Origin of the sequence: Collinsella sp. AF25-2LB (genome assembly GCF_003458415.1) — a bacterium.
Lineage (GTDB): Bacteria > Actinomycetota > Coriobacteriia > Coriobacteriales > Coriobacteriaceae > Collinsella.
The window spans coordinates 86,990-105,417 of the sequence record NZ_QRUF01000001.1 but is presented as its reverse complement, the minus strand read 5'-3'; the positions used below and the strand labels follow the sequence as shown (position 1 = coordinate 105,417).

Sequence of the window (18,428 nt, the reverse complement as noted above, 5' to 3'; positions counted from 1 at the left end):
TATACGCGCGTCGAACGCGGCGAAACATCCGACGCGCGTGAATCTACTTGTAATTAGTAGGTGCGTTCGTTGAGCGTGCTCCAGAGCTTCTTGGACTCAGCCATGGTCCACGCGTTGATCTTGTCCTCATCAATGCCAACGAACTCGCGATCCTTGTACAGGACGCGGCCGTTGATGATGGTGGTGCGGCAGTTTTTGCCCATCATGCCAAAGAGCATGTGGCCGTCGATGTTCTCCTCGCTCAGCGGCGTAAAGGGCTTGTAGTCCATGACGATGACGTCGGCGGCAGCGCCGGCCTCGAGCACACCGAGTTTGCGATCGAAGTACTTGCTGGCCATCTTGGCGTTGTTCTCGAACAGCATCGTCATTGCCTCGCACCAGCCCACGTTGGGCATAGCGGCGTTGTGACGCTGAATGATCAGGAAGACCTTGAGGCTCTCGAGCATATCGTGGGTGTAGGCATCGGTGCCCATGCACACGGGGATGCCGCGGCGGAAGAACTCGAGCACGGGGGCGCAGCCCACGGCGTTGCCCATATTGGATTCGGGGTTGTTGACGAGCCAGGTGCCGGACTCCTTGACGATATCCATCTCGGCAGGCGTCACGTGGATGCAGTGGCCCAGCATGGTGTCGGGACCCAGCAGGTTGTGCTGCAGCAGGCGCTCGACGGGGCTGATGCCGCCGCGGTTGAGGCGGGAATCCCACACGTCGTTCATGCCCTCGCACACATGGATGTGGAAGCCGGTCAGGCCGTTGTTGGCCTCGGCCATCTTATCCATGGTCTCGTCCGAAAGCGTAAAGGTGGCATGTCCGCCAAACATGGCGGCGATCATATGGTTGTCGTTATCGCGACGCTCCTTGGCGGCCCACTGGGCAAATTCGGCGTTCTCGGCAATGGCCTGGTCGCATTTTTCCTGGCCGCGGCGATCGGAGACCTCGTAGCACAGGCACGAACGCATGCCCAGCTCCTGAGCTGCGTCCTTAATGGTAAAGAGGCTACCCGGGATCTCACAGAAGCTCGCATGGTGATCGAAGATCGTGGTGACGCCGTCGCGGATGGAGTCCAAGATCGTGGCATAGGCGCTGGCCTTGGTGCCGTCGAGCGTCAGGTTGTCGTCGATCTTCCACCACTGCTGCTCAAGATTCTCCAGGAAGTTGGTGGGGTTGCAGCCCTTGATGGCAAGGCCGCGGGCTAGACCCGAATAGATGTGGGTGTGGCAGTTGATGAGTCCGGGCATGATGAGGTTGCCCTGGGCGTCGACGTACTCGGCATCCGGGTACTTGGCCTTGAGCTCGCACTCGGGGCCCACTTCGACGATCGTATCTCCGTCAATGGCGACCGCACCGTTTGGAATAAACGGGGTCTGAGCGTTGCGGGTAAAGACGGAACCGTTAGCGACCAGAAGCATGGATGCTCCCTTCGACATCAGAGGCGGGGTTTGACACCTCTGACATGGCGGAGTGCGAAGCGCCGGCCTACACCGGAAACGGGCCCTCTCCCGTCAACGCTTCACCAAAGGGACAAACCCTTTGAAGTGCGGCTTGGCGCCGCATGACGTCGGCGGACGAGGCGATGCGTCCGCCGACGAATAGCACCGAATTGGTTACTTCTTGCTCTCGGGCAAGACCAGATCCACGGCAGCGTCCTTGGCAGCATCGATGTGCTGGGCCACGACCGGCGTCTGCGGAAGGATCAGGTTAAGGACAATGGCCATGATGGCGGTGGGGGTTACGGCATTGGAGCCGATGACGGTGGAAACCCAGGTGGGCATACCCTCGCCGGCAAGGCAACCGCTGGCCATCCAGATACCCAGGCCAAAGACGACGGAGGTACCGACGATGGTGGTAGTGCGCTGCGTGAGGCCCTCGCGGGTGAACATGCGCACGCCGTTCATGGTGATGGTGCCAAAGACGCCGACGGTCGCGCCGCCGATGACGGGCTGCGGGATAGCGGAAAGGACGGCAGAGAGCTGCGGGAACAGACCGGCGATGGCAAAGACGGCCGCAATGATCACAAAGACCCACTTGTTGACGACCTTGTTGGAGCAGATGATGCCCACGTTCTGGCCAAGGGCGCTGGTGGGAAGACCGCCCAGCAGGCCGCCGACCATAGAGGTGAGGCCCTGGGACACAATAGCGCCGGAGAGCTCGCGCTCGGTGGGCATACGGTCGATGGAGCCCAGGCAGGCGGCGGAAACGTCACCGATAACCTGGATAGCAACCATGGGGAACACGACGGCGAGGGTAATGCAGACCTCGGGATCAAACTCGAGCGCGTAGGGCATGAGCTTGGGAAGGGCGAAGACCTGAGCGGTGGCGACGCTGGAGAAGTCGATCATGCCAAAGGGGATGGAGACGATCATGCCAACGATCATGCCAAAGAACACGGATCCCAGCTTGAGCGTGCCCTTGCCAAAGTTGGCGAGCGCAAAGACCACGGCGAAGGTGATAAGAGCGACGCACCAGGCCTGCGGGGTGCCCCACAGCGGCGTACCCATACCGCCGGCCATATACTTGACGGCCGTGGGATACAGCGAAACGCCGATGGAGAAGATGACCGTACCGGTCACGACGGGCGGGAACAGCCACTTGATCTTGCTGTAGGCCAGACCAAAGAGGACCGCGACGGCGCCGCCGACGATCTCGCCACCCAGCAGCGCACCAAAGCTAAAGCCCGAGGCACCCATGGCCTGCAGGGCCGGCAGGAACGCGAACGAAACGCCCATGACGATGGGCAGGCCGCCGCCGATGCGACGGAAGGGAGCGAAGGCCTGAAGGGCCGTGTCGATCGCCGAAAGAATGAGCGCGACCTGGATGATGTCGGTACTCTGCTGGCTATTAAAGCCGTAGACGCCGGCCATGATGACCGCCGGGGTAATGATGCCGGCAAACGATGCCAGTACGTGCTGAAGGGCACACGGGATCATTTCCTTAACGGGAGGCATGCCTTCGCGAGTGAACAGGGCTTCAGTGCCGTTCGTAACCGTCTCCTGGGTCATTTGACCACCAATCCTCGAAGTAGTTGTTTTCGCATCTAACGCTCTATTGTGACGCAGTGCGGGGTTGAGGTTGTGCCTTCATTGCATATCGTATTAAAGATGATTCTCATTCTCAATAATAATTTTTTGTTATCAGACTATTCTTCAGCTGAAATAACGCATTTCCGCAGGTCAGGAAAGTGTCTGGTCAAAATAACATCTAACTTTTCTTTTGGTCAACCGTTTACCGCTAAATTCCTACCGTTCGTCTGCATTACGCAATGTACCTGCGGATATACGAGATGATGGGCAGCGTGTTACCATGAGAAAAAATTGTTATGAACATTTCCGATTTCACCCAAAGGAGTTGCCCGTGAACGAGACCGTACGTCGCTTTTTGCCGATGGTCGATTTTCTGGAGCAGATACTCGGCAAAAACAGCGAAATCGTGCTGCACGATTTCTCGGATCCCGACCACGCCATCGTCGATATTCGCAACGGCATCGTAAGCGGCCGCAAGGTCGGCGGTCCCGCCACCGATCTGGCACTCAAGATCATGCACGACGCCAAGTATCGCGACCTGCCGTTTATTACGGGCTACGAGGGGCGCGGTGCCGGCGGCAAGACGTTGGAGTCAGCGACGTACTTTATCCGCGAGAATGATGAGATCGTCGGTATGCTCTGCGTCAACACCGACCTCTCGACCGTGCGCTCCATCAACGCCATGGCGCAGCAGCTCATGGCGTGCTTCGACGCGGCGCCGACGCGCACGGAGCCCGCCCCTATCGAGGTCGAAAGCCTTTCGGAGTCTACACAGGAGCTCATCGACCGCAGCATTGCCGAGTTGCTGAGCGCGCGCGGGCTGGATGTAGCGTCGCTTGGTCAGAGCGACCGCGTGGACGTCGTTCGCCACCTCAACGGTAACGGGGTGTTCATGCTCAAGGGCGCCGTGGCCTGCGCCGCCGCCGCGCTGGGCATCTCAGAGCCCAGCGTCTACCGCTACCTGCAAAAAGTCCGCAAGGAAGGCTAACGAGCAAAATGGAGTGCGGCTCCACAAGCGATCCGTCACTTGATAAAAGACCCTGCAGCTCGCACGCGCTGCAGGGTCTTTTTGCATGTCATGTTTAGTTGTGGCCAACGCCTTAGAGAGCGGCAACGACCTCGATCTCGACCAGACCGCCAGCCGGAAGGGCGGCAACCTGGAAGGCGCTGCGCGCGGGGAACGGGGCCTCAAACTTGGAGGCGTAGATCTCGTTCACGGCGGCGAAGTCGACGATGTCGGCCAGGTAGACCGTGGTCTTGACGACATCGGCAAAGGTAGCGCCGGCAGCGGTCAGCAGGGCCTCGACGTTGGCGAGGGACTGCTTGGCCTGGGCCTCGACGCCCTCGGGCATCTTGCCGGTCGCGGGATCGATGCCCAGCTGGCCGGACAGGAACACCATGTTGCCGGCCTGGATACCGGGGGAATACGGGCCGATGGCTGCGGGTGCGTTATCGGAAGACACGACGGTCTTGCTCATGTTTTTCTCCTTACGATCAATTGAGAGAGCGTGAGCGCGGTGTTCGCACCGGGAGGCACAGTTCGGTCTGAACACCGCGCTTGATTGGGATAGTACTCAAGGTTTCTGTTTGATGCAAGAATATTATCAGCTTGCGAGAATATTTTATCGCCCAACGGTTTCCCCGAACCGCTGAACGGTTCTCATGTGGAGCAGCCAGTCCAAGCTGCTGAAGACTTTGTCCTGCTTAGGCTGCGGGCGTCGCCCACCGCAGCGACGCCACTATACTTTTGAGTATCTGAGCATTTTGAAAGGCAGGATATGACCGCAACCGCCAGTCGAACCACCAACCGCAGACCCGAGCTTTTGGCGCCCGCCGGAGGGCCCGAGCCTTTTGCCGCCGCGCTCGCTGCCGGGGCAGACGCCATCTACTGCGGCATGGGCAGCTTCAACGCCCGCCGCAAGGCAACAAACTTTACCGACGAGGCCTTTGAACAGGCCTGCCGTGCTGCACACCTGGCCGGCTCGCGCGTTTATGTCACGGTAAACATCGTCATCAAGCAGTCCGAGATGGGCGATGCGCTGCAGCTCATCCACCGCTGTTCCACGCTGGGCGCCGACGCCTTCATTATCCAGGACTGGGGCCTGTTCTTTGAGGTCAAGCGCACCATGCCCGGCATCGAGACACACATCTCGACCCAGGCGAACATCCATGACGACCGCGGGACTATTTGGTGCCGCGAGCAGGGCGCCGACCGCGTGACCCTCTCGCGCGAGCTCTCCATTGACGAGATCGCCGCCATCCACGACGCCGCGCCCGACGTCGACCTCGAGGTCTTTAGCCACGGTGCCATCTGCTTTTGCTACTCGGGTCTGTGCCTTCTCTCGAGTTTTGCCATGGCGGGCCGCTCGGCCAACCGCGGCATGTGCGCTCAGCCCTGTCGCCTGCCTTACGAGCTAATCGACGAGAACGGCCGCTCGCTCTCCCCTGCCGGTCGCGAACGCGCGCTATGCCCGCGCGACACCAATACCTCGCAGCTTGTTCGCCGTCTGTATGACGCCGGCCCCGCATCGCTCAAGCTCGAGGGCCGCATGAAGGCCCCCGATTACGTGTATTCCATCGTCGACGTGTATCGTCATCAGATTGATGACATGCTGGCCCATGTTTCGACCTCTAAGGATGAAGAGGCCGCCCGCCAGCGCCAACTCAAGCGCTGCTTTAACCGTGACTTTACGCACGCCTACCAAGACGGCACCTCGGGCGACGAGATGATGAGCTACGAGCGCTCCAACAACCGCGGCCAGATCGTGGGCACGGTGCTGGGCAGCCGCCTGGCCAACCGCGATGTGCGCGGGCTCAAGCCTGACGACCGTCGTCGCCGCGCCGCCATCGCCCGCATCGAGCTGTTTGAGCCCGTGGGCAAGGGCGACCTGCTGGAACTTCGTCACGACGATGAGTTCGACCAATTCCTGACCACCATCGCCGCCGATGATGCCGCTGCCGGCGACATCATCGAGTGCCGCGTGCCCCGTAGCATGCCCGAAGGTTGCCGCGTACGCGTGATTCGAAGCCAGCGCGCTATCGACGCCGCCGGCGCCGCGCTCAAGCGCGACGTGCTGCGCCGCCGCGCCGTAGACGTGTCCGTCGTGGCGCGCCTTGGCGAGCCTTTTACCGTGACGCTCACCTGCTGCGACGACCCCACGCTCACCGCCACGGCCACGGGCTTTACCGTCGAGGCCGCCAAGACCCGCGCGGTCGAGGCGTCCGATCTGGTTGAGCATGTAGGCCGCATGGGCTCCTCGCCCTTTGAGGCCGCGAGCTTTGATGTGACGCTCGATGAGGGCTGCGGCATGGGCTTTTCCGCCGTACATAAGGTGCGCACAGCCGCTTGCAAGGCGCTCGAGGAGGCCATTCTGGCACCGTACGCGAAGCGTGCCCGCACGCTCGAGCTGCCGGCGATTGTCACCAGTGATTCCCGCCCCATGCCCGAGCACTACCGCGATGAGCCGCAAATCTGCGCCACCGTCACCTCGTTCGAGGCCGCCGAGGCTGCTCGCGCCGAGGGTGCAACGCGCATCTACATGACCACCGACGCGCTCGATGCGGCCGAGCTCTCCCCCGCCGATGCGTTTGAGCAGGGCATCGTGCCCGTACTCGACGAGGTCTGCCGCGCCGTTGACCACGCACGCGTCGATCCCTGGATCAATGCCGGAGCCACCGTCGCCGTCGGCAATATCTCCGAGCTCGCCGTAGCCGCGCAGGCCGGCGCCACGGTCGAGATTCGCTCTTGCCTGCCGGTGCACAACACGCCCTGCATGGAGGCACTCGCCGAGCGCGGGGCCGGGGCGTTTTGGCTCTCGCCCGAGATCACGCTCGACGAGATTATCTCGCTTGGCACCTCCGCGCCCGCAGCCCTGGGCATCACCGTTTTCGGCCGCCCGCGCGTTATGACGAGCGAGCACTGCATCCTGCAGGTTGCCAACGGTTGTATCCACGATTGCGCCAATTGCCGCCTGCGCGCCCGCAAGCTGTCGCTCAAGAATATCGATGGCAAGGTCATGCCAGTGCGCACCGACGTCCACGGCCGCTCGCGCCTGTACGATGCCTACCCCATCGACCTCACGCCGCAGGTTCCGCAGCTGCTCGACGCCGGCGTGCGCCGTCTTATGGTTGACGGAACCCTGCTCGAGTCCGATGAGATTGGCCGCGCCGTCGCACGCGTCCGTCGCGCCATCGAGGCCGCGCAGGCCGGCCGTAAGCCCGCCGCCCGCCTGCACGGCGCCACCTCGGGCTGTATGTTTGTGGGAATTAGCTAACCGAAAGGCTTACACGTGAACGAAGAACCCCAAGTCCTCTACTGCGACGCCTGGCTCATGGCCATCGATAAGCCCGCCGGCATGATCGTCCACGGTGACGGCACCGGCGAGCGCACACTTACCGACTACGCCAGCGATCTGCTGCTGGCGATGGGCGACGGCTTTGCCGCGACCGACATGCAGCCGCTCAACCGCCTGGACCGCAACACCACCGGCGTGGTTCTGTTCTCGCTCGACAAACAGACGCAGCCCGCCTTTGACCAGATGGTGAACGACCACGCCTTCGAAAAGCACTATCTGGCGCTGGCCGAGGGCAAGATAGACTGGAACGAAAAGCTCATCGACAAGCCGATCGCCCGCGACCGCCACGATAGCCGCAAGATGCGCGTCGGTGCCAGCGGCAAGCCGTCTCAGACGCGCGTCAAGGTGCTCAAGCGCCTTAAGAGCCGTCGAGGCCTGCCCACGCGTTCGTATATCGATGTCGAGCTGCTCACCGGCCGCAAGCATCAGATTCGCGTCCATCTGGCCAGCGAGCACCATCCGCTGGTGGGCGACGACCTGTACGGAACGCCGCGCCCATGCGGATTGATGCTCCACGCCCACAGCGTGTCCTTTACGCATCCCGTTACCGGCGAGCACATCCACATCGAAGCCCCCTGCCCCTGGGAGCCCTAAACCACCACAATGGGGACAGGTACCTTCGCGGTGGTTTTGGCCTTAGCCTGCCCCTGCTTCTAGACCGTGATGACGTTGTCCATTGCCCGGTACTTGGCGGGGACCTCGCCCGCGGTAATAATCGTTGCATCGCGAAAATCCGCGAACTTGACGGGCGCCACCATGCCAAATTTACTGGCGTCCGAGATTACGAAGCGCTTGGCCGTATGGCGCATCGAGATACGCTTTACTTGCGCTTCCTCGATATCGGGCGCCGTGAAGCCCTGCTCGGCGGCAATGCCGTTAGAGCCCCAAAAGCCACAATTGAAGTTGTAGCGGTCTAGGGTTGCCAAGGCATCGGGGCCAACGAGCGCCTCGGTCTCGGGCTTGAGCTCGCCGCCCAGCACCACGGTACGCATGCCGCGCAAAGCGAGGTGCTGAGCATGGAGCACGGAATCGGTCACATAGGTGACATCTTCAAGGTGTGGAAGATGCTCGATGAGCTTGAGCGTCGTCGAGCCCGAGTCGATGTATACAAAGCTCTCGGGCTCCACAAGCGCCGCCGCACGGGCGCAGATACGCTCCTTGTCGTCGTTATGGAGGTCGCTGCGCTCGTTGAGTGTTAAGTCACGCGTCACGTGCGCGCGCTCAAGACTCGTCGCTCCACCGTGGACCTTAGCGATGCGGTGCGCTCGATCGAGCGTCTGCAGGTCGCGCCGAATGGTAGACGCCGTCACGCCCAGAGCCTCGGCAAGCTCCGGCACGGTAACCGAGCCGGCCTGCTGCACCATCGACACGATCGCGTTGAGCCTATCTTCCGCAAGCATCGCTTACTCCTCCTCGGGGTACACGACTCCCCAGTCGGTGCGAAGCTTGGTCATAAGCTCCATAACATCAGAAGCATAATCCAGTAGCTCGCGCTTGGAGTCGTCGCCGGCAACGGCCTTCTCAAGATCGGCCATCTCATAGCACAGGGCGTAAGCCTCGGTGCCGGCGTGGACCTCCTCGCGGTGGCCGTCCGCAGTCCACACGATGGTCGCGTGATCGGCACGCGGATACTCGTTGACCTCGATATAGCACTTGTCAAAGCTGATGACCGAGCGCTTGGGCTGCTTGGAGTGAAGCGTAAGGCTCACAACACCCAGCTGCTGCTCGGCATTACGGCAGACGATGCCGCCCGCAACGTCAACGCCGGTCTCACAGGTGTTGCCCAGCGAAACGACCTCAGCGGGCTGGCTTGCCATAAAGAGGCGCATAACGGACAGGGCATAGACGCCAATGTCGAGCATGGCACCGCCAGCAAGGTTGCGATTGTAGAAACGGTTGGTCAGGTCGCCGTACTCCTTGTAGCTGCCAAAGTTGAGTTGGGCGAGGTTCATGCGGCCAAACTCGCCGACATCCATGCGGCGGCGCAGCTCCTGATACAAGGGCATATGGAGCACCGTAGTGGCGTCCATGAGGATCACGTTATGCTCGTCGGCAATGGCACGCGCCTCGTCGAGCTCGGCGGAGTTGAGGGTGATGGCCTTCTCGCAAAGCACGTGCTTGCCAGCTGCCAGGGCCGCACGCAGATAGGTGATGTGCGTGTTATGCGGCGTGGTGATATAGATCGCGTCGATGTTCGGATCGGCATAGAGGTCCTCGACCGATTCGTAGACCTTCTCGATGCCATACTGATCGGCAAAAGCCTGAGCCTTGGACAGCGTGCGGTTGGCGACGCCCGCAAGCTTGCGGCCGGAAAGAGCGAGAGACTGGGCCATCTGGTTGGCGATAACACCGCACCCGATCACAGCCCAACGAAGCTCGGGAGCCGTAAAGATATCATCGGGGAATGGCTTGTCCTGGACCGAAGCGAACGCTGCCTTTGCGGCTGCCGCAGCATCAAGCGGAGCCTGTTTACAATCTGCCATATCTGCCTCCTGCGTCGTGAAAAGTCTTTTATTTCTGACAGCTCTATATTCGCACAAATGCGCGTGTATGTGCGTGCTTCTGCGTGTATTACCGCTAAATGGTCAAAATTCAGCAGCAGATGGCGCATATACAAGCACAATCACGCAATCCTACGCACGTAACTACACACAAATACGCATCACCTGATCCCTTGGGGACGGAGGAAAACGGATCATTTGAGGCGTCGCGCCAGCCAACAGTTGCCCTTTTAACCGTTGCCTCACCGAGTCCGCAGCAACGCACAAGCTGACCAACTGTCACGCCAGCCTTCGTGCGCGCAATCACTCATTTAAGCCTGTCCCCAATGAGTACCCAATGAATAGGGATCAAAAAAGGCCCGGGTGCCGTGGCATCCGGGCCTTTGCTAGCAACTTAACTGTTGCGGGCAGCTTAGAACTTGTGGCCGCACTTCTTGCAGACGCGCAGCTTGTTCTTGCCGTCCTTCTCGTGACCGACGCGGGTAACCTTACCGCACTCGGGGCAAACGAGATTGACGTTGGAGGCGTCGATGGGAGCCTCCTGCGAAACGATGCCGCCCTGCTGGTTGGCAGCGTTGGGCTTGACGGCCTTCTTGACGACCGAAACGCCCTCGACAACGACCTTGTTCTCGGCGGGGAGAGCACGCAGGACAACGCCCTGCTTGCCGCGATCCTTACCAGAGAGAACCTGGACCTTATCGCCCTTCTTGATATACATATATCTCCCCTAACTACAGGGTCTCGGGAGCGAGCGAGACGATCTTCATGTACTTCTTGTCACGAAGCTCGCGAGCGACGGGCCCGAAGATACGGGTGCCGACGGGCGAACCATCGTTGTTGATGACAACGCAGGCGTTCTCATCAAAGCGAATGTAGGAGCCATCCTTGCGGCGGATCTCCTTAACGGTACGAACGACGACGCAACGGACAACGTCCTTCTTCTTGACGTTGGCGCCAGGGGTAGCCTCCTGGACAGCACCGATGAACACATCGCCGATGCCTGCATAACGACGCTTGGAACCGCCAAGCACCTTGATGCAGCGAATCTTGCGAGCGCCGGAGTTGTCGGCGACGTTCAGCATGGTTTGCATCTGAATCATGGTAGATGTTCCTCCGAACTAAGAACCGAAGAGAGGTGCGCAGCCTTTATACGGCCCGTGGTATGCAAGCCAGGCATACGCACATCTTCGGAAACGTACAAGTCGTAAGAGCGACTGCTTATTTAGCGCGCTCGACGACCTCGATGAGGCGCCAACGCTTCATCTTGGACATAGGACGGGTCTCCATAACGCGGACGGTGTCGCCCACGCCAGCCGTGCACTCCTCGTCGTGAGCGTGCAGCTTCTTGGAGCTGGTCATCATCTTGCCGTACTTGGGGTGACGCTTGCGCTCGGTGATGGTGACAACAATGGTCTTGGCACCGGAGACGGAGGTAACGACACCCGTACGGACCTTACGCGAGTTACGCGAATCAGTCATGTTCTCTCCTTAGGTCCTACTCGGCGACAGCGGACTTCTCCGCTGCGATCTCACGGGCGCGCTGCTCCGTGAGGACGCGAGCGATGTCCTTCTTCACGGTGTTGACGCGAGCGGTGTTGTCCAGCTGGCTGGTGGCCATCTGGAAACGAAGGTTAAAGAGCTCGGCGCGCATTTCCTTCAGCTTCTCAACGAGCTGAGCGTCCGAGAGCTCACGAATCTCTGCGGGCTTCATTAGTTCTCCTCCTTGGCGGCGGCGGCGTCCTCAGCAGCCCACTTGGCCTCGAGAGCGGCCTCCTCAGCCATCTCCTTCTCGATGCGCTGCTCAGCGTTCTTGGCAGCAACAATCTTGGTCTTGATGGGAAGCTTGTGCTGTGCAAGACGCAGAGCCTCGCGAGCGACCTCCTCGGGCACGCCCTTGACCTCGAACATGATGCGGCCGGGCTTGACGACGGCCACCCACTCCTCGGGGTTACCCTTACCAGAACCCATGCGAGTCTCGGCAGGCTTCTTGGTGATGGGCTTATCGGGGAAGATCGTGATGTAGACACGACCGCCACGCTTCATGTAGCGGGTCATGGCAATACGAGCGGCCTCGATCTGACGGTTGGTGATCCAATGGGCCTCGAGAGCCTGGATACCAAACTCGCCGAAATGCAGCTCGGTATTACCCTTGGCCTGGCCCTTCATGGAGCCACGCTGCACCTTGCGGTGAAGAATACGCTTAGGGGCAAGCACTACTGACCCCTCCTCTCGGAGTTACGACGACGAGGACGGGAAGAGCCCTCGAGTGCAGGGTTGGGAACAGGCTGGCCCGGGAGCTTCTCGCCCAGGTAGATCCAGACCTTCACGCCACAGGCACCCATGGTGGTGCTGGCGACAGCCGTGCCGTAGTCGATCTTGGCACGGAGGGTGTGCAGAGGCACGCGACCCTCGCGGTACCACTCACGACGGCCCATCTCGGCACCGCCGAGACGACCGGAGCACTGGATACGGATGCCCTTGGCGCCGGCCTTGCGGGCGGACTGGACAGCCTTGCGCATAGCGCGACGGAAGGCAACGCGGCCCTCGAGCTGCTCAGCGATGGACTGAGCAACGAGGTTGGCGTCGAGCTCGGGACGCTTGATCTCGACAACGTCGACGGAGAGCTGGCCCTTGGAGACGCCAGCGACCTTCTCGAGCTCGGTGCGGAGGGTATCGATCTCGGCACCCTTCTTACCGATGACAACGCCGGGGCGAGCGGTGAGGATGATGACCTTCACCTTGTCGCCAGCGCGCTCGATCTCGACGCGGGAGACAGCTGCGCGGGAAAGACGCTTCTCGAGGTACTTGCGGATCTCGAGATCGTTACCGAGGGTCTTAGCGTAATCCTTCTCTGCGAACCAGCGGGAGCGCCAGTTCTCGGTGATGCCAAGACGGAAGCCGGTGGGGTAGACTTTCTGACCCATACAGCTTTACGCCTCCTTTCGAGGAGCAACGACGACGGTGATGTGGGAAGTACGCTTCAGAATGCGAGAAGCGGAACCCTTGGCGCGGGGACGGATGCGCTTAAGCGTCGGACCCTCGTCAACATAGGCAGCGGCGACAACCAGGTTGTCGGCACGCAGACCGTTGTTGTTCTCGGCGTTCGCAACGGCGGAACGGAGAACCTTCTCGACATCCACGGCGACGGCGCGGTCGCAGAAGTGGAGGATGTCGAAGGCCTGAGCGACAGGCTTGCGGCGGATCAGATCGACCACCAGGCGGGCCTTGCTGGGGGAAACACGCACGTACTTAGCGACGGCGCGAACCTCGGTGGCCTCAGTTTCAATAGACTTAGTTGCCATTTACGGTTAACCCCCTATTTGGCCTTGTGGCCACGGAACGTACGAGTCGGCGCGAACTCGCCGAGCTTGTGACCAACCATGGACTCGGTAACATACACGGGCACATGCTTGCGGCCGTCGTGGACGGCGATGGTGTGACCAACCATCTCGGGGAAGATGGTGGACGCGCGGGACCAGGTCTTCACGACGTCCTTCTTGCCAGCCTCGTTCATCGCGGTGATACGCGAGAGAAGGCGAGTCTCCACGAACGGGCCCTTTTTGAGACTTCTGCTCATAAGTGCTTTCTCCTAAAACTCGGTATCCGAAATTACTTCTTACGGCGACGAATGATGTGCTGGTTCGAGACCTTCTTCTTCTTGCGCGTACGAAGGCCCTTCGTCGGCTTACCCCAGGGGGTAACAGAGGGACGACCAGAGGTGTGGTTCTTGCCCTCGCCACCGCCGTGCGGGTGGTCGACAGGGTTCATGACGGTACCGCGGACGGTCGGGCGCACGTTCATGTGACGCTTACGGCCGGCCTTGCCGATGACGATGTTGGCGTGATCGGCATTGCCGACCTCACCGACGGTGGCGCGGCAGGTAACGAGGATGCGGCGCATCTCGGAGGAAGGCATACGGACGATAGCGTACTTGCCCTCCTTACCCATCAGCTGGCAGGAGTTACCGGCGGAACGGGCGATAGCGGCGCCCTTGCCCGGCTGGAACTCGACGGCGTGGATGAGCGTACCGACGGGGATGTCGGCGAGGGGCAGAGCGTTGCCCGGCTTGATGTCGGCGTCAGAACCGGACATGATGGTCTGACCGACCTCGAGGCCCTTGGGGGCCAGGATGTAGCGCTTCTCACCGTCAGCGTAGTGCAGCAGAGCGATGCGAGCGGAACGGTTCGGATCGTACTCGATCGTGGCAACCTTGGCGGGCACGCCGTCCTTGTTGCGCTTGAAGTCGATCACGCGGTAACGACGCTTCACGCCGCCGCCCTGGTGGCGGGTGGTGATGCGGCCGTTGTTGTTACGACCGGCCTTCTTGGGCAGGGGCTCGAGAAGAGACTTCTCGGGCTTGGTGCAGGTGATTTCGGAGAAGTCGGAGATCGTCTGCCAACGCCTACCAGCGGAGGTCGGCTTAAGGTGCTTTACAGCCATTACAATCCCTTTCAATAGGAATCCGTTAGCCATCGCAGACAGGGATTCGAGGTTCTGCCTCGGGTGCGATGACACCGGACGTATACACGGCTCCGGGCGTGTCCATTTTATACGCCCAAAACCTTGAGCTCTCGCCTCCCCTATTTGGGAGGCATGAGCTCACTCAACAGCAGCGAGTCTTAGGCCTGGTTGCCAAAGACCTCGATGGTGTCGCCCTCGGCCAGCGTGACGATGGCCTTCTTCCAAGAACGGGTCTTGCCGGCGACATAGCGCACGCGCTTGGTCTTGGGCTTGACCGTCAGGGTGTTCACGCGAACGACCTTGACGCCGAAGATCTCCTCGACAGCGTCCTTGATCTGATACTTGTTAGCATCCTTGGCGACCTCGAACGTGTACTTGTTCAGCTCCATGCCGGAGAAGGAACGCTCGGACACGATCGGACGGATGATGATCTCGTGGGCGGTCATTTATGCAAGCACCTCCCCGAAGTGAGCGGCGATGTCGGCGGGCATCAGCACAGCGTTGTTGTTGACGAGATCGTAGGTGTTGGCCTCGTCAGCGGTGATGATGAACGTCTTGGGAATGTTGCGGAACGACAGGTAGGCGTTGACGTCCTCATCGCGAACGATGATGGTCAGACGCTTGCCCTCAAGGCCGAGAGCCTTGAGCATGGCGACGGCAGCCTTGGTGGAAGGCTTCTCGAAGCCGTAGTCGTCAACGAGCACGAGCTCGCCATCGGCCAGCTTGGCGGACAGCGCGGAGCGCATAGCCAGCTTGACCTCCTTGTTGTTCATACGCTTAGCGTAGGAACGGGGCTTGGGGGCGAAGACGACGCCACCGTGACGCCACTGGGCAGCACGGATGGAACCCTGGCGGGCACGGCCGGTGCCCTTCTGACGCCAAGGCTTCTTGCCGCCACCGGAAACCTCAGAGCGACCCTTAGCAGACTGGGTGCCCTGACGCCAAGAGGCCATCTGGCACTTGACGATGTGGTGCATAACGTGGATGTTCGGCTCGATGCCGTACACCTCAGCGGCGAGCTCGGCCTCGGCGACCTTCTTGCCCTCGCTGTTCTTTACTTCAAACTTTGCCATTTAAGTGTTCTCCTTGGTATGACGCTGGGCTAAATGGGCTGGGCCCTTAGGCCATACGGATGGCGACGAGACCATTCTTGGCACCCGGGACAGCGCCCTTGACCAAGATGAGGTTCTGCTCGGCATCGATGCGGACAACGGAAAGGTTCTTGACGGTAACGCGCTCGTTACCCATGTGACCGGCCATCTTGACGCCCTTGAGGACGCGCGCAGGATAGGCGCACTGACCGATAGAACCGGGGTGACGCTGGAAGTGAGAACCATGCGTCATAGGACCGCGGCGCTGACCCCAGCGCTTGATGCGACCCTGGAAGCCCTTACCCTTGGAGGTACCGATGACGTCGACCTTCTCGACATCAGCGAAATCAGCGACGGTGACGACCTCGCCGACCTTGTGCTCCTCGCCGTTCTCGACGCGGACCTCACGAAGGAAGCGGACAGGCTCGACGCCGGCCTTGGCGAAGTGACCAGCCATGGGCTTGTTCACGTTCTTGGCCTTGATGTCGCCGAAACCGATCTGGACGGCGTCATAGCCGTCGGTTGCCTGAGTTTTAACCTGCGAGACAGCGCAGGGGCCAGCCTGGATGACCGTGACGGGAACGACGTTGTCGTCCTCGTCCCAAACCTGGGTCATGCCAATCTTGCGGCCGAGAATCATGCTGATCAAGATATGATCCCAACTCTCGCGTGGTCTTGGGACAATGCGTACACCACCGAGCGTACGCCCCTAGAGGACCACTACTTACACGACGTGCTCCCCAGCCTTGTATTTCGCCCGGACTACCTGACAACCCTATTAAGCAGGCATTTTGTCCAGCCAGAATACTCCCCTGGTTACACACAGCTGTTTAGTATACACGGCTGCGGGCGTATCCATCGAGATTCATATTTCACTCACATTGTTTACGCAGGTAAAGTGCGTGGCACGTTCCCAGTGTGCGGCGGAGGGGGCGGGCCTGAGACATATTAAGGTTGTCGCGAGTTCCGCACGAACAGGAGAGCACTTAATGTGCTCTCCGTCGTGAGCAGGACTGTAGAGCAGCAACCTTAATATGTCTCAGGCCCGCCCCCTCCGCCGCACACTGTGAACGCCACGTTGATGTCTGCTAAACCTTGCTCGCTCAGGCTAATGCCTTTGTTGGGGGTCCACTATTTGCTGGAGGGTGAACTTACATTGATGAGGCTCGCCTTCTGCTTGTGGCTTTGCCTCATCGAAATCGAAGATCATGATGGCGCAGTTGGGGAGTTTTGTTGGGAGCTCGAAGCCCTCTGGGGCTGCAGCCTTGATGAATTGGCGGCTGGCGCTGCCGTGGCTTACTGCTAGGAGGGTTTCGATGCCCTCGGCGCCCATGAGATTGGTGAGGGTGCCTACCATGCGCTCCTGCAGGGCATGGCTTCCTTCTCCGCCAAATGGAACCAGGTCCTCGCCGGGGTCCCAGACGTCGGTGGGCAGGACGTCGTGAGGGCCTTCTTCGAAGGTACCGTAGCTGCGCTCGATGATGCCTTCGCAGGGCTCGACCGCGGCGTCCGGGCCGAGGAGTTCGGTTGCGACGAGACTTGCCGTGTCCATAGCTCGGCCTAAGGGCGATGAGACCACTTTGTCCGGGACGACGTCGTGGCCCTTGAGCCATGCGGCCGCCATCCCCGCTTGTTTGCGGCCTAGGTCGGTCAACGGTGAATCACAGCGGCCCTGGACCAGCTTTTTGACGTTGAATTCCGTCTGGCCATGGCGGAGCAGATACAGCCTTTTCATGTTCTCCCCTTCTGTATACATTGCTTTGCCAGCACAGCCCTACTCGTGGGTATGGCCTACGTAGTCTTCATCAATCGTTATCTTGGCAATCGACTTGGGATATTCGGATTCGACCTTCTGGGCCAATGCACGTTTGAGCTCATCGGCGCCCATGCCCAGATCCGAGGGTCGCACGCAATCAAAAATCACATTGGTGTGCGTAGGACCCGGCACACAACGTAGGTCATGAATCGAGAGGCGACTATCGATCTCCTGTGCCATGGCGTTAATGCGCAAGCGCATGCTCGCCACCTTGGGGTCGTCGGTCACGATGGGGTCGTAATGGAGCGTGACGATCATGCCGTCTTCGTTCCGAAACGACTGCTCGATGTTGTCGAGTGTGTCGTGGCTTTCCAAGGGGCTAACCTCGGCTGCCATCTCGGCGTGAGCGGTTGCGAACTTCCTGCCCGGGCCGTAGTCGTGAACCATCAAATCGTGAACGCCCAAAACGCCGGGGTAGCTCATGATCTTGTCTCGGATATGTTTGACCAGCCTGGGATCGGGCGCCTGGCCCAAAAGCGGGCTCACCGTATCTTGGATAAGCTCAAAACCACTCCAGCCAATATAGGCGCCAACGGCAAGGCCGACCCATGCGTCAAGATTGATGTGCGTCACCTGCGAAACAATTGCGCACGCTAACACGGCGCCCGTAGCAAGAACATCGTTCTTGGAATCCTGCGCGGTCGCATGCAGCGTCTCGGACTCAATGCGATCGCCGAGCTTTTGGTTGAGGACCGCCATCCACAGCTTTACAACCATCGAAAGTGCCAAGACTGCCACCAGGGCAAGCGAGAACTCGACAGGTTCGGGATGGATGACGCGCTCGACCGAGGACTTGATAAGCTCAAGGCCGATCAGCAGTACGAGTGCCGCCACGACCAGACCCGAGAGATACTCGTAGCGGCCATGTCCGTAAGGATGCTCGGGGTCGGCCGGCTTGCTCGCCAGCCTAAAGCCCAGCACGCTCACGATATTCGAGCTGGCATCGGACAGGTTGTTCATGGCATCCGCCACGATCGAAACCGATCCCGACAGCACGCCAATTACGCCCTTCGCAGCACAAAGCGCAACATTGGCGAGAATACACACCACGCCCGTCAACGTGCCCACGCGCGCACGGTCGCCCTGCGCACGACGAACAATCCACTCAACCATCTATATCCGCCCCCACGGTACTACCTATATATCTATTGCTCAAACGGATTGTAGTGTAGCCACTTTGCCCC

Annotated in this window: 21 protein-coding genes and 1 pseudogene; 3 read left to right on the top strand and 19 right to left on the bottom strand. The window is 60.4% G+C overall.

Annotation, left to right across the window (positions count from 1 at the left end; all coding sequences use genetic code 11):
• Positions 1 to 53 precede the first annotated feature (53 nt).
• Both ssnA and DWY51_RS00515 read right to left on the bottom strand, forming a co-directional pair.
• Complete coding sequence (ssnA, locus tag DWY51_RS00520; protein WP_117769385.1) at positions 54 to 1,409, bottom strand: putative aminohydrolase SsnA; 1,356 nt, start codon at positions 1,407 to 1,409, stop codon at positions 54 to 56.
• Between the two features lie 195 nt (positions 1,410 to 1,604).
• Positions 1,605 to 2,999 (bottom strand): uracil-xanthine permease family protein, encoded by a 1,395-nt coding sequence (locus DWY51_RS00515; protein WP_035137475.1) that lies wholly within the window; start codon positions 2,997 to 2,999, stop codon positions 1,605 to 1,607.
• 352 nt (positions 3,000 to 3,351) lie between these two features.
• On the opposite strand from DWY51_RS00515, the gene DWY51_RS00510 reads away from it, so the two are divergent.
• A complete protein-coding gene (locus tag DWY51_RS00510) occupies positions 3,352 to 4,008 on the top strand; it encodes a transcriptional regulator (protein WP_233504574.1) in 657 nt (218 codons plus the stop codon).
• Positions 4,009 to 4,120: 112 nt separating this feature from the next.
• Here DWY51_RS00510 and DWY51_RS00505 read toward each other — a convergent pair whose 3' ends face one another.
• Entirely contained in the window at positions 4,121 to 4,498 is a 378-nt protein-coding gene (locus DWY51_RS00505; RefSeq protein WP_117769383.1) for a Rid family detoxifying hydrolase, read from the bottom strand.
• A 300-nt stretch (positions 4,499 to 4,798) separates the two neighbouring features.
• On the opposite strand from DWY51_RS00505, the gene DWY51_RS00500 reads away from it, so the two are divergent.
• Together DWY51_RS00500 and DWY51_RS00495 are read left to right on the top strand one after the other, a co-directional pair.
• The gene (locus DWY51_RS00500) at positions 4,799 to 7,294 is read left to right on the top strand and encodes a U32 family peptidase (RefSeq protein WP_117769381.1); all 2,496 of its coding nucleotides are present in this window, start codon (positions 4,799 to 4,801) and stop codon (positions 7,292 to 7,294) included.
• Between the two features lie 15 nt (positions 7,295 to 7,309).
• On the top strand, positions 7,310 to 7,969 hold the full coding sequence (locus DWY51_RS00495) for an RluA family pseudouridine synthase (RefSeq protein ID WP_233504573.1): 660 nt from the start codon (positions 7,310 to 7,312) through the stop codon (positions 7,967 to 7,969).
• A 59-nt stretch (positions 7,970 to 8,028) separates the two neighbouring features.
• On the opposite strand, the gene DWY51_RS00490 is transcribed toward DWY51_RS00495, so the two are convergent.
• From DWY51_RS00490 to DWY51_RS00415, 16 genes and pseudogenes are all read right to left on the bottom strand, one after another.
• Complete coding sequence (locus DWY51_RS00490) at positions 8,029 to 8,775, bottom strand: DeoR/GlpR family DNA-binding transcription regulator (RefSeq protein WP_117769379.1); 747 nt, start codon at positions 8,773 to 8,775, stop codon at positions 8,029 to 8,031.
• A gap of 3 nt (positions 8,776 to 8,778) precedes the next feature.
• The gene (locus tag DWY51_RS00485) at positions 8,779 to 9,858 is read right to left on the bottom strand and encodes a Gfo/Idh/MocA family protein (RefSeq protein ID WP_117769377.1); all 1,080 of its coding nucleotides are present in this window, start codon (positions 9,856 to 9,858) and stop codon (positions 8,779 to 8,781) included.
• 430 nt (positions 9,859 to 10,288) lie between these two features.
• Positions 10,289 to 10,594, bottom strand: a complete 306-nt coding sequence (gene rplX, locus DWY51_RS00480; RefSeq protein WP_006235043.1) for a 50S ribosomal protein L24 — start codon at positions 10,592 to 10,594, stop codon at positions 10,289 to 10,291.
• A gap of 13 nt (positions 10,595 to 10,607) precedes the next feature.
• Positions 10,608 to 10,976 carry a 50S ribosomal protein L14 gene (gene rplN, locus DWY51_RS00475; protein WP_006235041.1) on the bottom strand — a complete coding sequence of 123 codons (369 nt, stop codon included), beginning with the start codon at positions 10,974 to 10,976 and terminating at the stop codon, positions 10,608 to 10,610.
• 118 nt (positions 10,977 to 11,094) lie between these two features.
• A complete protein-coding gene (gene rpsQ / locus DWY51_RS00470; protein ID WP_006235040.1) occupies positions 11,095 to 11,355 on the bottom strand; it encodes a 30S ribosomal protein S17 in 261 nt (86 codons plus the stop codon).
• Positions 11,356 to 11,371: 16 nt separating this feature from the next.
• Positions 11,372 to 11,587, bottom strand: coding sequence for a 50S ribosomal protein L29 (gene rpmC / locus DWY51_RS00465; RefSeq protein WP_006235039.1), 216 nt, complete (start codon positions 11,585 to 11,587; stop codon positions 11,372 to 11,374).
• Positions 11,588 to 11,694: 107 nt separating this feature from the next.
• Positions 11,695 to 12,090, bottom strand: a pseudogene (gene rplP / locus DWY51_RS00460) (50S ribosomal protein L16); the annotation flags it as partial.
• Positions 12,090 to 12,800: a 30S ribosomal protein S3 gene (gene rpsC / locus DWY51_RS00455; protein ID WP_006235037.1), complete on the bottom strand. Its 711-nt coding sequence runs from the start codon at positions 12,798 to 12,800 to the stop codon at positions 12,090 to 12,092. The gene rpsC and the pseudogene rplP, both read right to left, overlap by 1 nt.
• Positions 12,801 to 12,806: 6 nt before the next feature.
• Entirely contained in the window at positions 12,807 to 13,178 is a 372-nt protein-coding gene (rplV, locus tag DWY51_RS00450) for a 50S ribosomal protein L22 (protein ID WP_006235036.1), read from the bottom strand.
• A gap of 14 nt (positions 13,179 to 13,192) precedes the next feature.
• Positions 13,193 to 13,453 carry a 30S ribosomal protein S19 gene (gene rpsS / locus DWY51_RS00445; protein WP_006235035.1) on the bottom strand — a complete coding sequence of 87 codons (261 nt, stop codon included), beginning with the start codon at positions 13,451 to 13,453 and terminating at the stop codon, positions 13,193 to 13,195.
• Between the two features lie 32 nt (positions 13,454 to 13,485).
• Positions 13,486 to 14,316: a 50S ribosomal protein L2 gene (gene rplB / locus DWY51_RS00440; RefSeq protein ID WP_055250219.1), complete on the bottom strand. Its 831-nt coding sequence runs from the start codon at positions 14,314 to 14,316 to the stop codon at positions 13,486 to 13,488.
• A gap of 179 nt (positions 14,317 to 14,495) precedes the next feature.
• On the bottom strand, positions 14,496 to 14,783 hold the full coding sequence (gene rplW / locus DWY51_RS00435) for a 50S ribosomal protein L23 (RefSeq protein WP_022094197.1): 288 nt from the start codon (positions 14,781 to 14,783) through the stop codon (positions 14,496 to 14,498).
• Positions 14,784 to 15,410, bottom strand: coding sequence for a 50S ribosomal protein L4 (rplD, locus tag DWY51_RS00430; RefSeq protein WP_006235032.1), 627 nt, complete (start codon positions 15,408 to 15,410; stop codon positions 14,784 to 14,786).
• A gap of 46 nt (positions 15,411 to 15,456) precedes the next feature.
• Positions 15,457 to 16,077, bottom strand: a complete 621-nt coding sequence (rplC, locus tag DWY51_RS00425) for a 50S ribosomal protein L3 (RefSeq protein WP_035137484.1) — start codon at positions 16,075 to 16,077, stop codon at positions 15,457 to 15,459.
• A 459-nt stretch (positions 16,078 to 16,536) separates the two neighbouring features.
• The gene (locus DWY51_RS00420; protein ID WP_158556874.1) at positions 16,537 to 17,163 is read right to left on the bottom strand and encodes a histidine phosphatase family protein; all 627 of its coding nucleotides are present in this window, start codon (positions 17,161 to 17,163) and stop codon (positions 16,537 to 16,539) included.
• 39 nt (positions 17,164 to 17,202) lie between these two features.
• Entirely contained in the window at positions 17,203 to 18,357 is a 1,155-nt protein-coding gene (locus DWY51_RS00415) for a cation diffusion facilitator family transporter (protein ID WP_117769373.1), read from the bottom strand.
• Positions 18,358 to 18,428: the final 71 nt, after the last annotated feature.

Bases quoted from the DNA above. Each gene is read 5' to 3' on its own strand.
- ssnA (WP_117769385.1), bottom strand. From the start codon at position 1,409: ATGCTTCTGGTCGCTAACGGTTCCGTCTTTACCCGCAACGCTCAGACC.
- DWY51_RS00515 (WP_035137475.1), bottom strand. From the start codon at position 2,999: ATGACCCAGGAGACGGTTACGAACGGCACTGAAGCCCTGTTCACTCGC.
- DWY51_RS00505 (WP_117769383.1), bottom strand. From the start codon at position 4,498: ATGAGCAAGACCGTCGTGTCTTCCGATAACGCACCCGCAGCCATCGGC.
- DWY51_RS00500 (WP_117769381.1), top strand. From the start codon at position 4,799: ATGACCGCAACCGCCAGTCGAACCACCAACCGCAGACCCGAGCTTTTG.
- DWY51_RS00490 (WP_117769379.1), bottom strand. From the start codon at position 8,775: ATGCTTGCGGAAGATAGGCTCAACGCGATCGTGTCGATGGTGCAGCAG.
- DWY51_RS00485 (WP_117769377.1), bottom strand. From the start codon at position 9,858: ATGGCAGATTGTAAACAGGCTCCGCTTGATGCTGCGGCAGCCGCAAAG.
- rplX (WP_006235043.1), bottom strand. From the start codon at position 10,594: ATGTATATCAAGAAGGGCGATAAGGTCCAGGTTCTCTCTGGTAAGGAT.
- rplN (WP_006235041.1), bottom strand. From the start codon at position 10,976: ATGATTCAGATGCAAACCATGCTGAACGTCGCCGACAACTCCGGCGCT.
- rpsQ (WP_006235040.1), bottom strand. From the start codon at position 11,355: ATGACTGATTCGCGTAACTCGCGTAAGGTCCGTACGGGTGTCGTTACC.
- rpmC (WP_006235039.1), bottom strand. From the start codon at position 11,587: ATGAAGCCCGCAGAGATTCGTGAGCTCTCGGACGCTCAGCTCGTTGAG.
- rpsC (WP_006235037.1), bottom strand. From the start codon at position 12,800: ATGGGTCAGAAAGTCTACCCCACCGGCTTCCGTCTTGGCATCACCGAG.
- rplV (WP_006235036.1), bottom strand. From the start codon at position 13,178: ATGGCAACTAAGTCTATTGAAACTGAGGCCACCGAGGTTCGCGCCGTC.
- rpsS (WP_006235035.1), bottom strand. From the start codon at position 13,453: ATGAGCAGAAGTCTCAAAAAGGGCCCGTTCGTGGAGACTCGCCTTCTC.
- rplB (WP_055250219.1), bottom strand. From the start codon at position 14,316: ATGGCTGTAAAGCACCTTAAGCCGACCTCCGCTGGTAGGCGTTGGCAG.
- rplW (WP_022094197.1), bottom strand. From the start codon at position 14,783: ATGACCGCCCACGAGATCATCATCCGTCCGATCGTGTCCGAGCGTTCC.
- rplD (WP_006235032.1), bottom strand. From the start codon at position 15,410: ATGGCAAAGTTTGAAGTAAAGAACAGCGAGGGCAAGAAGGTCGCCGAG.
- DWY51_RS00420 (WP_158556874.1), bottom strand. From the start codon at position 17,163: ATGAAAAGGCTGTATCTGCTCCGCCATGGCCAGACGGAATTCAACGTC.
- DWY51_RS00415 (WP_117769373.1), bottom strand. From the start codon at position 18,357: ATGGTTGAGTGGATTGTTCGTCGTGCGCAGGGCGACCGTGCGCGCGTG.